The sequence below is a fragment of the Psychrobacter sp. T6-6 genome, from assembly GCF_052258185.1.
In the GTDB taxonomy this organism is placed as follows: domain Bacteria; phylum Pseudomonadota; class Gammaproteobacteria; order Pseudomonadales; family Moraxellaceae; genus Psychrobacter.
In genome coordinates, this window is the sequence record NZ_JBQQEX010000004.1 from 127916 (window position 1) to 142711 (window position 14796).

13 protein-coding genes are annotated in these 14796 nt (G+C 44.1%); 9 read left to right on the forward strand and 4 right to left on the reverse strand.

Features of this window, described 5'->3' with window-relative positions:
- Positions 1-42: 42 nt before the first annotated feature.
- Positions 43-999: an alpha/beta fold hydrolase gene (locus ACTXGL_RS08380; protein WP_443526173.1), complete on the reverse strand. Its 957-nt coding sequence runs from the start codon at positions 997-999 to the stop codon at positions 43-45.
- Positions 1000-1566: 567 nt separating this feature from the next.
- Between ACTXGL_RS08380 and ACTXGL_RS08385 the strand changes: the two genes are divergently transcribed.
- The 6 genes from ACTXGL_RS08385 (at position 1567) to ACTXGL_RS08410 (ending at position 7641) form a co-directional block, all read left to right on the forward strand.
- On the forward strand, positions 1567-2721 hold the full coding sequence (locus ACTXGL_RS08385) for an FAD-dependent oxidoreductase (RefSeq protein ID WP_443526174.1): 1155 nt from the start codon (positions 1567-1569) through the stop codon (positions 2719-2721).
- A gap of 221 nt (positions 2722-2942) precedes the next feature.
- Positions 2943-3938: an arsenosugar biosynthesis radical SAM (seleno)protein ArsS gene (gene arsS, locus ACTXGL_RS08390; RefSeq protein WP_443526175.1), complete on the forward strand. Its 996-nt coding sequence runs from the start codon at positions 2943-2945 to the stop codon at positions 3936-3938.
- Positions 3939-4148: 210 nt separating this feature from the next.
- The gene (locus tag ACTXGL_RS08395; protein WP_443526177.1) at positions 4149-4970 is read left to right on the forward strand and encodes a DUF547 domain-containing protein; all 822 of its coding nucleotides are present in this window, start codon (positions 4149-4151) and stop codon (positions 4968-4970) included.
- Between the two features lie 39 nt (positions 4971-5009).
- A complete protein-coding gene (locus ACTXGL_RS08400) occupies positions 5010-5741 on the forward strand; it encodes a TIGR04283 family arsenosugar biosynthesis glycosyltransferase (RefSeq protein ID WP_443526179.1) in 732 nt (243 codons plus the stop codon).
- Between the two features lie 106 nt (positions 5742-5847).
- Complete coding sequence (locus tag ACTXGL_RS08405) at positions 5848-6525, forward strand: TIGR04282 family arsenosugar biosynthesis glycosyltransferase (protein WP_443526180.1); 678 nt, start codon at positions 5848-5850, stop codon at positions 6523-6525.
- A 72-nt stretch (positions 6526-6597) separates the two neighbouring features.
- On the forward strand, positions 6598-7641 hold the full coding sequence (locus ACTXGL_RS08410; RefSeq protein WP_443526181.1) for a methyltransferase domain-containing protein: 1044 nt from the start codon (positions 6598-6600) through the stop codon (positions 7639-7641).
- Positions 7642-7769: 128 nt separating this feature from the next.
- Here the strand turns inward: ACTXGL_RS08410 and mtnP are convergent, their stop codons facing one another.
- The gene (mtnP, locus tag ACTXGL_RS08415; protein WP_443526183.1) at positions 7770-8663 is read right to left on the reverse strand and encodes an S-methyl-5'-thioadenosine phosphorylase; all 894 of its coding nucleotides are present in this window, start codon (positions 8661-8663) and stop codon (positions 7770-7772) included.
- Between the two features lie 604 nt (positions 8664-9267).
- Between mtnP and ACTXGL_RS08420 the strand changes: the two genes are divergently transcribed.
- From ACTXGL_RS08420 to ACTXGL_RS08430, 3 genes are read left to right on the forward strand one after another with little or no spacing between them, the layout of a single operon-like run.
- Positions 9268-10290 carry a TAXI family TRAP transporter solute-binding subunit gene (locus ACTXGL_RS08420; RefSeq protein WP_443526185.1) on the forward strand — a complete coding sequence of 341 codons (1023 nt, stop codon included), beginning with the start codon at positions 9268-9270 and terminating at the stop codon, positions 10288-10290.
- On the forward strand, positions 10268-10828 hold the full coding sequence (locus ACTXGL_RS08425; RefSeq protein WP_443526186.1) for a DUF1850 domain-containing protein: 561 nt from the start codon (positions 10268-10270) through the stop codon (positions 10826-10828). The genes ACTXGL_RS08420 and ACTXGL_RS08425 overlap by 23 nt, the downstream gene beginning before the upstream one ends.
- Positions 10800-12836, forward strand: coding sequence for a TRAP transporter permease (locus ACTXGL_RS08430; protein ID WP_443526188.1), 2037 nt, complete (start codon positions 10800-10802; stop codon positions 12834-12836). The genes ACTXGL_RS08425 and ACTXGL_RS08430 overlap by 29 nt, the downstream gene beginning before the upstream one ends.
- Positions 12837-12982: 146 nt before the next feature.
- Here ACTXGL_RS08430 and lipA read toward each other — a convergent pair whose 3' ends face one another.
- Positions 12983-14026, reverse strand: coding sequence for a lipoyl synthase (gene lipA, locus ACTXGL_RS08435; protein ID WP_372887392.1), 1044 nt, complete (start codon positions 14024-14026; stop codon positions 12983-12985).
- Between the two features lie 148 nt (positions 14027-14174).
- Positions 14175-14585 carry a carboxymuconolactone decarboxylase family protein gene (locus tag ACTXGL_RS08440; protein ID WP_443526190.1) on the reverse strand — a complete coding sequence of 137 codons (411 nt, stop codon included), beginning with the start codon at positions 14583-14585 and terminating at the stop codon, positions 14175-14177.
- Between the last annotated feature and the right edge of the window lie 211 nt (positions 14586-14796).

Consider the following 14796-nt stretch of genomic DNA (forward strand, 5'->3'; position numbering starts at 1 on the left):
AAATCCCTGAAACATGCTGTAAAAAAGAATCAGCTACCACTGTTAAGCATCTGGCGTGGTGTTGTCTATCCACGCTAAAATATCTTGGTAGACAGTCTGGTGGTCTGTTTCGTGTAGCACTTCATGGCGCATAGTGGGATACAGCTGAATATCAACGCGATTGAATTTTTGCTTGTGTAATCGGCCAACAACTTTGCGGATACCGCGTCCCATATTACCAATAGGGTCATCCTCACCGCTAATAAACAGCATCGGAAAATTCTTGGCGATGGTGGTTGCCCAGCCTTTATTTAGTCCTGTATCCATTAGGGTAAATAGGGTCATAAAGCCATTATTAGTAAAGTCAAAACCTGTTTTTGGGTCGGCTTCATAGGCCTCAATGTTAGCCGTGTTTTCACTCAACCACGCAAACTTCGATGATGCAGTACGATCTTTTAATTGGCTGTTGAGTATCTTATTCATGGTATTTGCCAGCACTGTATTGGGCTGTCTTGGTGCTATTTTTGCCAATATCTTATTGATAGGAAGCAAAACTTTGGTCAGTGGGTTGGCGTCTGCCGAGCCCATTAGTATCGCCCCAGTAAAGTTATGTGCGTGATGTTTGAGCACGTTGCGCACGATAAAAGAGCCCATAGAATGACCCATAACAAAATGCGGCACATCGGGGTGGCGGGCTTTTAGGTTGTCTGCCATCACAATCACGTCTTTTAATAGCGACTGCACGGGATGTTCTTCACCAAAAAAACCTAAATCCGCGTCGGTTTTGATAGTTTGCCCATGACCCAAGTGATCATAAGTCGCTACAGCAATCCCATTGTCCGCCAAAAACTGCGCAAAATCTGCATAACGACCACCATGTTCTGCCATTCCATGCACGATCAGTAACGTTGCGCGAATATCGATACCTTTGTCACGAGGTTCAAAGAAGTCATGATGTAAATAATGGGTGTTATCGGATGAGAGAATATGGTCATTATTGGTATCGAGAGGGGTACTCATATAAGGTTCCTTGACGGGTTTTGATTGTCTGTATTGTTTGTTGATATGTTTTGAGAGTGACAATGCATTGGGCAATATCTCACAGAGCAGTATCTTACAAAGCAGGGTCACAAAGAGTTAGATCTTAAAGAGCTATGTTTTAAAGAGCTATATTTTAAAAAAATCTTAAAATAATGCTTCAAAAGAATGTCTCAAAAATAGCTACTTGAAAAATAGCATTCTAAAAAATCACTCTATCACGTGGCTTCTATTACGATTCACTATACTAAGTGTTTTGTCATCAGCGTAGGTAAATAATTTTACCTTCTTTTATTATTTCGAGCAGTATGCTTACAAAATTCATAGTTCGCCGGACAAACGCCATGGACAATTTAACGACAAAGCTGAGTGTGGTCAATATTGTTGAAAGACGTTGAGCTTTTTAAGCCGTTTACGCTCTTACTGTCTGCCCGTAACAGAAGACTCTCAATTATATGTTACTTTTAGAAAATATCTAATAAGCATATGACCTAAAGTCGTCTATTAAGACATGCCTTAAACACACTGTTAGCCTTGATAAAGTTGCCTATGAAACGCTCACCTATAAAGAAACTCTTATTAGCAGGGGCGGGTCACGCTCATATTGGTATGCTGCGCCAAATTAGTGACGCATCTCTAGACACGAGCGATATTGATATTTGTTTGGTTAGTGAGCAGACGCAGACCATATACTCTGGGATGCTACCTGGTTGGATGGCAGGACATTACCAACTTGATGACATCAGTATCGATACAAAATCACTGTGCGCGCGTGCGGGTGTACGATTTATTCAGCAGGCAATTACTCAGGTCTATGCCGCATCAAATACTGTAGTGACTGATGGTAATGATATGTCGACTGGTGACGAGACGTTAGCTGATGATAAGGCGTTAGCGCTCGACTATGATGTGCTGTCACTCAACACGGGTGCAGATACGGATATCAGGTGGTTAGAGTCGTCAGCAGGCGTGATTGCTATTCGTCCATTGTCAGCATTCATCACACACTGGCAGCAGATATTGGCGGATGCTAAGCAGTCTGATAACTATCAACTGGCTATCGTTGGCGCAGGGGCTGCCGCGACCGAGTTGGTTATGGCCGCTCAAGTCGCGCTACAGCATATCAACAATAACCATCAAGTGACCTTGGTGTGCGGTAAGCAACTGTTGTCAGGGTTCAATACACGGTTTCAAGAGCGCGTTATTAGGCAGCTGCATCGCCACGGTATTAAAATAGTTTATGAGCGAGCAATTGACTATCGTAACGGCCACCTATCGACGACAGATGATTCGTTGCCGATGAATGCTGTGATCGCTGCAACTGGCGTAGTGGGTGCTGCATGGACGACTAACACGGATCTTCAGACAGTAGATAAAGGCTTTGTCGCAGTTAATAATCTGCAACAAAGCATCTCTCATCCCAATGTGTTTGCAGTTGGTGATGTCGCCACGCGCGTAGATAAAGAGGTGGCGCATTCAGGTGTCCATGCGGTGCATGGCGGTGCGGTAGAAGGTGATAATCTATTTGCGTATCTAAAAGGCGAGTCTATGCAAGAGTATCAACCAAAAGCCCGCACGTTGTATCTATTGTCCTGCGGTGACAAATACGCCATTGCCAGTTGGGGAGACTGGAGCTTACAAGGTCGCGGGCTATGGTATCTCAAACGGTATATTGATAAACGCTTTGTAAAATCCTATTCGTAGTCATGCTCATTTGGAATAAAAGATAATATCCATAATATTGGTTGTCAATATTGATTCACAATGAGGTATGATTGGTTAGGTAAACCGTAAAGTAACGGGGAAGTATACAAGGTGCTATTTTTTAAATAGTAAGCGAAAGCAGTAACTTGTATTTGTCTAAAGCTTTTTTGACTTTGCGCTATCATTTTTTAGTTGTGTGACTAACAGGGTTTTGTACCATTATGAAATCGACTATCGAATTACTTGAGCATACTGACTTTCCAGCTATCAAACGCCGTGAACTGACAATACTACAAGTCAATATGGGCTATTTATGCAATATGTCCTGCGTGCATTGCCATGTGGCAGCCAGCCCTTATCGTACAGAAATGATGTCGCGTGAGTTGGTTGAGCTGATACCCAAGGTGCTACAAGCACAAAATATAGATACGCTCGATTTGACGGGCGGTGCGCCTGAGATGCATGAAGATTTTAAGTATCTGGTAAAAGCAGCTCGTGCATTGGGTGTTAAAGTGATAGATCGCTGTAATCTGACTATTCTCATGGAGGATGGCTATGAGGATATGGCGCAGTTCTTAGCAGACAATCAAGTGGAGGTAGTCGCATCTCTGCCGTGCTACTCCTTAGAAAACGTAGATAAGCAGCGCGGTAAGGGTGCGTTTGACGACAGTATATTGGGGCTACAAAAGCTCAACCAGTTAGGCTACGGTAAGTCCGATTCAAACCTAACGTTGAATCTGGTCTACAACCCACAAGGTGCTACGCTGCCGCCCAATCAGCAACAGCTTGAAGCGGATTATAAGCGTGAGCTAAAAGAACACTTCGATATCGAGTTCAATCATCTGTTTGCATTGACCAATATGCCTATCCAGCGCTTTGGTGCAGTACTACTGGCCAAAAATGAATTCCATCCCTATATGGACTTGCTCAAAGAAAACTACGTGGCAGACAACTTAGCCGAGGTGATGTGTCGCTCGACCATCAGTGTCAACTGGCTTGGTGAATTGTTTGACTGTGATTTCAATCAGCAACTAGAGATTCCTGTATCCAATAAATCGCGTCGGCACCTACGTGATCTGCTGACTCAAGATCCCTCTGGAGATGCCATTGCCATTGCTGATCATTGCTACGGCTGTACAGCAGGACAGGGCAGTAGTTGCGGCGGTGCGCTAGATGAAGAAACCACAGATCAAACGATAGTAGACACGGCTGTTTAGTATTCTATACCCATAATAAATGACGACTGGTCGTAAGTGATTAGCTAATATAAGCAACTATCTGTAATAAGCACTTATGTACCGTAAATATCTATGTGCAGTAAGATCTTATTGGCAGTCATTACTGTCTGTCATTTATATACACGATTGTAAAAAGCACATCGAAAGAATTATACAAAGAATATCATCGACTCAAATGGAGTTAGCTTTATGTCAAGATTCAATTTTTCAGCGAAAATGGTAATCGTGCAACCAGTCCTTGCGGTCGCGATCTTATCATCAAGTGCAGCCGCTTATGCTGACTTTAACCATCAAAGCTGGGATAGTTTATTAAATAAACATGTAACCATGACCAATGGTGGCAAAGCCTCTGTGGTCAATTATGCTGGTATGAAGGCGGATAAGAGCAAGCTGACAAGTTATCTTGAGGCGACGAGTAAAGTGTCTCAAGTAGAGTTTAATCGCTGGAGCAAAAACGAGCAGTTGGCATTTTTGATCAATGTTTACAATGCTGGTACGGTCGACTTGGTATTGACGAAATATCCGAATATTAAATCCATCAAAGATATCGGTGGTCTGTTTGGTTCGCCGTGGAAACAGGATTTTATTCCATTATTAGGTAAGACACGCTCGCTTGATGATATCGAGCACAATCTCATTCGTGGCTCCAAGCGTTACAACGATCCGCGTATTCATTTTGCGGTCAACTGTGCCAGTATTGGCTGTCCTGCACTGCAAGATGATGCTTTTACGGGTAAACGTCTAAACAGTCAATTAGAGCAGGCAACTTCTAAGTTTTTGGCAGACGGTAGCCGTAACCGCCTAAAGGGAAGTACGCTAAGCGTGTCGCCGATTTTTAAATGGTATAAAGAAGACTTTGCTACCAATTGGCGTGGTACCAATGATCTGGAAGGGTTTTTGGGTCGTTATGGCTCATCTTTAGGGCTGAACAAAGCGCAAACAGCAGATCTAAAGCAGGGCAAGATAAAAATCAGCTACACTGATTATGATTGGAATCTGAACAAAAAATAAGACGAGGCTCCAATTGATATTGGTTAGCAGTTGCCTACTATGACGGTACATACATTGAACCTCTCTATCATCGTTCCATTACTAAACGAAGCGGATAATTTGCCTCAGCTTATTGGTCATATCAGTAGGCTCAGACCTGTTCCGCAGCAAGTTATCCTAGTCGATGGTGGCTCACGTGATGGTTCAGTCTCTATCGCTAGAGAGCTGTTAAAAGATGTGTCAAGTAGGACGCACTCATTGACTGACTGGCGTATTATTGAGTCTATCGCTGGACGCGCGCGGCAAATGAATGCTGGTGCTGGGCAAGCGACGGGTGAGGTATTGCTGTTTTTGCATGCAGATACTCAGCTACCGACTGACGCGATAGACAAGGTAGAGATAGCAATGTGTCAGAATAAATGGGGGCGTTTTGATGTTTGCTTGGACAGCACTCATCCGCTTCTTAAAGTCGTTGGTGCAATGATTAATAAGCGCTCACGTTTGGTCAGTGTTGCAACAGGTGATCAAGCCATCTTTGTCAAAAGATCCGTGTTTGAACAACTCGGAGGTTACGCTGATCAGCCGTTAATGGAAGATATTGAGCTATGTAAGCGCCTAAAAAATATCAGTAGACCTGCTTGTCTAAAGAGTAAAGTGACGACATCAGCGCGGCGCTGGCAGCAACATGGAAATGTTCGTACAGTTGTTTTGATGTGGCATTTGCGTTTTGATTACTGGCGCGGCGTATCGCCTGATGTTTTGAAACAGCGCTATTACAAGCAGCACAGATAATATGGCGATAAGCATTCAACATCGAGGTTGCGATAAGTATTTAAATCGAAAGAAAACAACTTAATTTATCGATATTGTAGACAAGAAAAGAAAGGGACTTTTACTGATGCACTCAAGCCCTCGCACTGTTCACACCGCGAGAACTGACTCGCAAGCACGCCAGCAAAAAATAGGCATTATTCTATTTGCTAAATATCCTGCACCAAATATGGCAAAGACTCGTCTACAGCCTGCATTAGGTGTTGATGGCGCTGCACATATGGCAAAAAATCTGCTACTACATAGTATAGAGCAAGCGGTTGCTACCGACTTTGCGGTCGAGCTATGCGTGAGTCCCGCGCCAGACGACCCTTGCTGGCAAGCGTTTGACTTACCCGAGTCAATGCAATGGTCTGCTCAGGCAGAGGGCGATTTGGGCATGCGTATGTTGACAGCCAGTCAGAGCGCATTAGAAAAATATGAAAAAGTTGTCTTAATTGGGACAGACTGTCCTAGTCTCACGGCAGAGCGTATACAGACCGCCGTACAGCAGCTGGAGAAATATGACACGGTGATGATTCCTGCAACCGATGGAGGTTATGTGTTGCTTGGGTTCAAGCAGATTGATAGCAGCCTTTTTTTAGACATCAGTTGGAGTACGGCGAGCGTCGCTGACGTGACCAAGCAACGTATCGCGGCATTAGGGTGGACACTGGCGCTATTGCCAGCGTTGCATGATATTGATGAGCCTGAAGACTTACAGCATTTACCGTCAGGTTGGTGCAATACGCTTAACAAAATCTAAAAATCAAATATGATTTTCTACCGTTATTCACTTAACTTTTAATTGGATCTTACTACTAATAAGGATATTGTCATGCATGATGTCGTGCAAAATTACTATGGAAAAGAGCTGCAAGGTACCGATGATCTAAAGACCTCGGCATGTTGTGATATTAGCAATATGCCTGAATGGCTAAAACCATTGCTCGCAAATATACACGATGAAGTACTGAATCGTTATTACGGCTGCGGTCTGGTATGTCCTGCATTGCTTGAAGGCTGCCGAATTTTGGATTTAGGCAGTGGTTCAGGTCGCGATGTCTATGCACTCGCGCAACTGGTTGGTGAGAGCGGTCATGTGGTCGGTGTGGACATGACTGACGAGCAATTAGCCGTTGCAAAGGAACATCAAGCCTATCATGTTGAGCAGTTTGGCTATGACAATGTGACGTTTTTGCATGGTTATATCGAAAAACTAGATGAACTGGATCTTGCTGATGGTAGCTTCGATATTATCGTCTCAAACTGTGTTATCAATTTATCACCAGATAAGGCTGCCGTGATGGCGAGCGTGCAGAGACTGCTCAAGCCGGGCGGCGAATTTTATTTTTCTGACGTCTATGCTGATCGCCGTATCCCGCAGCATCTGATCGATGATCCTGTCTTATATGGAGAGTGTTTGAGTGGCGCTTTATACTGGAAAGATTTTGTTCGTTTATCAAGAGGCGCAGGGTTTTTAGACCCACGTCTGGTCGAAGATCGCCCGCTTGAGATTACAGATCCAATACTGGCTGCCAAAATCGGTGATATACAGTTTTTCTCAGCCACTTATCGCCTGTTTAAGATTGCCGCGCTAGAAGATGCCTGTGAAGATCATGGACAAGCGGTGATATACAAAGGATCTATCGAGCAATCCCCGCATCGGTTTGATCTAGATAAGCATCATGCGATTGAGGCGGGCCGGGTATTTCCTGTCTGCGGCAATACCTTTCGGATGCTACAAGAATCTCGCTTTGCACCGCATTTTAAATTTATTGGTGATGACAGTCGCCACTATGGTATTTTTGCAGGGTGCGGTGAGCTAATGCCATTTGATCAGGCTATGATGCCATCGTCTGGTATGGGCGGCTGTTGTTAAGAGTAAAGGCGTGTATTTAGTATAAATTTCAGACCTATATGCTAAATAAAAAAAAGACTATTATTTGAGATAATAGCCTTTTTTTTGATTAGAAGTAGTCAGTTCACAATGGAGGATACGCTTTAAGACTACGCTAGCAACGCTGCCAATCTGATTTTGGTATGTTCATCCATCATATCCACAGGCGTGACCAATGCTTGTGCAAGCGCACTATGAGCGATGGATTCAGGCATTTCAGCAGCAATCAAAGCAACGGCTTTTTGGATCACCTGTTGAGCATTTTCAGCATTTTTCATCAGATTTTTTATCGCATAGTCTGCACTGACAGCTTCTTCGGTCGGGTGCCAACAATCAAAATCGGTTACTAACGCCAATGTTGCATAAGCCATGCTGGCTTCACGTGCTAATTTGGCTTCGGGCATGTTGGTCATGCCAATGATATCTGCTTGCATTTGACGATACCACTCTGACTCTGCACGAGTTGAGAACTGAGGCCCTTCAATACAGATATAAGTTGCCTGCGAGTGACAGTTACCCTCGATAATATCTGCTTGGTGATAGGCACGTGTCAATATATCCGATAAAGCAGGGCATAGTGGATCTGCCATTGATACATGAGCAACTGCGCCTTCGCCAAAGAACGTACTTACTCGCTGCTTGGTCATATCAATCATTTGATCTGGCACGACCATGTCTAATGGTTTGAGTGATTCTTGTAGAGAGCCAACGGCTGATACCGAGACGATATAGCGTACGCCCAATGTTTTTAGCGCATAGATATTAGCGCGATAGGGGACTTCAGATGGGGTTAATCTATGACCTTGACCATGCCGCGTCAAAAAAGCAACGGTCACACCTTCTAGCTCACCCAAAACAATATTATCAGATGGACTGCCATAAGGCGTCTGTACCGTAATACTGCGTTTATTGGTCAATGCTTGGATCTGATAAAGACCACTACCGCCAATGATAGCGATATCAGCAGACAAAGGTTCCGATGCTTCTATTGTAGATATTGTCATAAAGGTTATCCAAGTTGGGTTATAAGAAACGATGATGTTGTCTTAGCTGATAAAGCATATATCCATACATAGTCAATCCTCTATAAACTGGATACGGTGTCAGCCTTGCTGAGTTCTACTGCTTGTAGTACTTTCACTCGGCTTCCTTGTATCCAAATCATATTGAACCGACTATATCTTAGATACCGCATCAATAAAGAATGTCTGTAAGAAATATAGCAGAACTTGAATAGTAATAAAAATAAATCGAAAAATCTGACCCACTCTCTATTATCGACTATGTTGTTATAAACAATATGAAATAAGGATAAGCATTTGCTGAGTAGTCATTGATAGCGATAAAGGTTTACAACGTAAACAAACTTTGATTAAATATATGGAACACTGTTTCACTTAGCGGAACATTGTAACGCGTAAATCAGACAGTAAAGTAAGGTTGATTTCTCAAAGCGCCTTGTATATAAGGCATTGAAAGCAAAAGAGAAAAAATACTTTAGTTTATTTATGACAAAAATTGCTATATCATGACTCAGCTGTAACGGATTAATGCCAATTTATTAATACCGTTAGATGTATTAAATCGATTACTTCAAGGATGAACTCAATGCTCAACTCTCTAAAGTCTCCATTACTTTTATCAGCCATGTTAAGTGCCACACTAGGCCTAACCGCATGCTCATCACCAAGCTCAGAAGGTGATGACAACGCCGCTGCAGATAGTACGGCAACTGAGGCTGCTGCCACTGATACGCTGGATACTAAATTTGTGACTATCGCGACCGGCGGCGCCTCTGGTCCTTACAACATCATCGGTACGTCACTGTCTGAGGTGTATGTCAAAAACTTTGGCGTTAACTCAAAAACCCAAACCACGGGTGCATCAGTTGAAAACGTCAATCTATTGACCCAAGGCAAAGTCGATATGGTATTGGCATTGAGTGATGTGGTCACTGACGCAGTCGAAGGCAAAAACAACTTTGAGCAGCCAATCACGAACATTCAACAAATTGCAGTACTGTACCCTAACGTGGTGCAAATCGTCACGTCGAAAAAATCTGGCATCAAAAATATTGAAGACTTGCGCGGCAAGCGTATCGCTGTTGGCGATCAAGGCTCTGGCACGGAAGTAAACGCTCGCACCTTACTAGAAGGGTTTGGCATCACATATGATGATGTCACCGTTGATTATCTAGGGTTTGCTGAAGCGGCTGATGGCATGAAAGCAGGTAAGATTGAAGCGGCATTCTTTAGTAGTGGTCTACCAAACTCATCTCTAATGGAGCTAGAGCAAGGCCTCGATCTACAGATTGTGACTATCAACCAAGACAAGCTAAAAGAAATCATTGCGAACAAGCCTTATTTTAAAACCTTTGCAATTCCTGCGGGCACTTATGGCAATGAAACCGATATTCCAACTGCAGCAATCATGAATGCGTTGTTGGTTAGCTCTGATCTGTCTGAAGCTGATGGTTATAAACTAACCAAAGCTTTGTTTGATAACTTAGACGGTCTAAAAACAGCACACCAAGCGGCTAATGATATTAGCTTAGAAACAGCTCGTGAGGGCATGGTCGCTCCAATCCATCCTGGTGCTAAGAAGTACTATGACGAACAAGCAGCCAAGTAATTCATGGTGGTTATCAACTGGCGCTGCATTCATTGTAGCGCTGGTTTTTTTTATGCTATGGATGGGTTTGATGCTCCAATCCGTTGTGGAAGTGCGAGTTGCAGTAGAGGGTGATGACGATAAGGTTTGTTATTTCGCCGACTCTGATTTTCAGCTACGCTGGATACATTCTGTAGAGAAGCAGTGGTGGGAAGAGCAGTATCAGCGTCTAGATAAAACCAGTACAGAGGATGCTGCGCTATTGCTCACCACCACTTATTTTGAAGCGTTCGGTGCTGGGACCCCCTCAACTGAACCGCTCGCTCCCATACAAAAACCTGGCTATCTTGGGTATCAAATTAATGAAGAACTGCCCAATCTCAATTGGGTCGTGTCTAGACTGACCAAGGGTGAGATCGATTACGGTGGTCATCGTTTTTTGATTCACCAGTGGGTGCCAGACTATTCTGAAGTGGTAATCATGCCTAAGACGTATGGTTTAATTGATAGATTTAAAAAGGACTTTTGTCATGAACTCCCAAGTGACGGATCACGATAGCGTGAATACCACGCCAGATGCTGACGTTGATAAAAATGCTGAGGCTGTCAACCGAGCGGTATTGGAAAAATACGACCGAGAGTCAATCACACGTCATATCACGCAAGGACCAGTGAAGTACTTTATCGCTGGTATTTGTATCCTTTATTCGCTCTTTCATTTGTATATCACCTTTAACCCAATGCCAGCGTTGTTACAGCGCTCCGTACACGTGGGTGTTGGTTTTGCCTTGATTTTCTTGATTTTCCCCGCCAGCAAAAAAAGCAGTCGTAAGCGAGTCGCATGGTATGACTGGCTTTGGTTTGCGCTGTCCTTATCTGGCATGGGCTACTTGATTTACGAGTATCAAGATATTGTGACCTCGCGCGGCGGTATGGCGAACCAGATGGATGTGATATTTTCACTAATCACCGTAGTCTGTGTGTTAGAGGGCAGTCGCCGTATCACAGGTTGGATTTTGCCGATATTGGCAGGGATATTCTTAGCCTATCCGTTTGTCAGTCACATGGATTTTATGCCTGACAGACTTTTGACTCGCCCTTATGATATGGGTGATATTTTCGGTCAATTATTCCTAAAAACAGAAGGTCTGTATTCTGTCGCGATCGGTGCGTCAGTGACGTTTATTTTCTTGTTTATCTTATTCGGTGCGTTCTTAGCACGCTCAGGGATGGGGCAGCTGTTCAATGATCTGGCATTGGCCATCGCAGGTCATAAGAAAGGCGGGCCTGCAAAAGTAGCGGTCATCTCTAGTGGCTTTATGGGCAGTATCAACGGCTCTGCATTATCAAATGTAGTAAGTACTGGTGCCTTTACGATTCCGCTGATGAAAAAAGTCGGCTATCACAAAGATTTCGCGGGTGCAGTTGAGGCGAGTGCATCTGTAGGTGGGCAGATTTTGCCACCAATTATGGGTGCCAGTGCGTTCATTATGGCAGAGACCACAGGTTTGCCTTATAGCACGATTGCGCTTGCAGCCCTACTACCAGCCGTGCTGTACTATTTGGGTGTGATTGCACAGGTACACTTCCGCGCTGGTCGCCGCGATCTAAAAGGTATCGCTAAAGAAAATCTGCCAGCAGTAAAAGCAGTACTAAAAGCACGTGGTCATATGCTATTGCCGATTGTTTTTTTGGTTTTCTTGTTAATCAAAAATGTACCTGTCGGTTATGCTGCCGCTTATACCATTGGTTTTACGGTTGTCATCAGCATGCTACGTGCTGAGACACGCATGAGCTTCTCTGATATTTTGGGTGCATTGGAAGATGGTGCGCGTCAGTCGCTTGCAGTCATGGCGGCCTGTGCGGTCGTTGGTATTATCATTGGGGTGGTGAGTCTGACTAGTTTCGGTACCGTAATGACATCCTCTATCGTCACGCTAGGTGCGGGATCGTTGTTCTTTACGCTTATTTTAACCATGCTAGCATCTATGGTATTAGGCATGGGATTACCGTCTATTCCTGCCTATATCATTACGGCGACGATGGCGGCGCCAGCGTTGGCTGGTTTTGATATTCCAATCTTGTCAGCGCATATGTTTGTCTTTTATTTTGGTATTTTTGCCAATATTACCCCGCCTGTGTGTCTAGCGGCCTTTGCTGGTGCGGGTATATCGGGCGGCGATCCGATGAAGACAGGATTCTTGTCGCTCAAGCTGGCACTCGCTGGATTTATCGTACCGTTTATGTTCATCTATAATCCTACGATGCTGATGATTGACCCAACTGGACTCGCTGTTACGGCAAAAGACTTCCCACTACCGCCTATTGTAGATATCATCACGGTGGTTGTGACCTCAGTAACAGGTGTGATTGCACTAAGCTCAGCACTTGAGGGGTATTTTAGAGGTCAGATGAATACCGTGACTCGTGTCATCTTAGCGATTGGTGCTTTGCTATTAATTTATCCTGAGATGTTGACGGGTATCATCGGCGGTATCATCGTACTAGGTATTGCGGTACTCAACATAAAAACAGCTGGAAAGCCAACGCCAACTTTAACCGTGTAAAACGTTGGGTTTGAATCCTTTGATAATCTATCAAGGCGAAAAAAAGGGTGAATAACAAATTTGTTATTGACCCTTTCTTCGTATTCTCAAAAACTGTTCTTAGTAAATGTTATTAATAACTACTTTTACATCGCTTTGTAGCTAGATTAGCAGCCAAGTTTGCCTTCAGCTTCTAATGCTTTTTTGCTACGGATAGGCGCTGGGCAATCTTCGCCGTAGTACTGACGATCGGCAAAGTAGCTTGAGCGCACCATTGGACCTGCCCAAATGCTAAAGAAGCCAATCTTTTTGCCGTAGTCCATATAACGCTGGAACTCATCTGGATGAACATAGCGATCGACGGGCGCGTGGTTTTTGCTAGGCTGTAAGTACTGACCAATGGTAATCATGTCTACGTCATGCGCTTTTAGGTCATCGAGTAGGGCATAGATCTCTTCTTCGGTCTCACCAAGACCAACCATAAAGCCGCATTTGGTTGCGATATCAGGACGACGCTCTTTGTAAATTTTAAGCAAGTCGAGTGAATGCTGATAATCAGAGCCTGGACGGAAGGCTTTATAGAGACGTGGCACGGTTTCGATGTTGTGGTTGAACACATCAGGCGCGGTCTCTGTCAGTAAGTCCAAAGCGATATCCATACGACCACGGAAATCGGGTACTAGGATTTCAATCAAGCAGTTTGGGCTAAGGGCTCTTGATTCGTTTAGTACTTCAACGAAGTGTCCAGCACCGCCATCTTTTAGATCATCACGATCGACAGAGGTGATTACCGCATATTTGAGCTTTAGACCTTCGATAGTCTCAGCGGTATGACGCGGCTCATCCTTATCTAGCTCGTTAGGGCGACCGTGACCGACATCACAGAATGGGCAGCGACGGGTACAGATATCACCCATGATCATAAAGGTCGCTGTACCATCCGCGAAGCACTGTGGCAGGTTAGGGCAGGCCGCTTCCTCACAGACAGTATAGAGCTTTTGCTCACGTAAAGTGGCTTTGATACGTGCCACTTCAGCAGGCGATGACATCTTTACCCGAATCCAATCTGGCTTTTTCTTAGCCTCGACGGTCGGGATCACTTTAATTGGGATACGGGCAACTTTATCGTAACCACGCAGCTTTTCGCCTTGGATGGCTTTTTTGGGTTTGACCTTAGCAGCAGGTACATGTGTTTGTACGGCAGTTGTCATAATAGAATTATCTCTTAACCCTTTATATTATAAGGGTTTATGGAATTATCAAAATGTTTTATGAGTGGCGATATTATAGCAGAAATTTAGCAGGTATTTTTTGTACAATATCGTTAAGGTTACTACGATTGCTCTAGCGACCATAGTTTTAAATATCTATGTCGATCTCTAACTCATTCAGTGTATCTATGGCGGCGCGAAATGCTTCTTGTGTGGCGGGTGCACCGCAGTATGGCAAGCTATGCATGAGGACTTCTCGAATCTCAGCGACACTAGCCCCATTGTTGATGGCACCGCGTATGTGTCCTTTTAGCTCGGTCGGGCTTTTTTGCGCAATCAAAAAGGCAATGGTAATTAATGAGCGGTACTTGCGCGGCAATACCGAGTCATCTTGCCAAGTACTGCCCCAAGCGTGCTCAATAATCCAGTCTTGTAGCGGCTGAGTAAATCCAGTTGCCGCATCAAGCGAGCGTTTGACATGCTGCTCACCCATGACCTCCTTGCGTACTTTGAGGCCATTGTCATAGTTGGTATTGTTGTCCGTATTGCTATCGTCCATATCTCGTCGTCCTTAATAATGTCTTATAAAAGCGTATAACAGTCATATGGTGTCTGTTCAGTCATAAAGCAAGCGCTTATTGATACATGCGTACGAGTAAATGCCAGTTATAATAAGCGTGACAATCATATTATTGATGGCACTATTTTTATAATAAATGTTCGATATGGCCTTACTATGCGCCTTTTCAGGACTGAGCCATTAACATTTA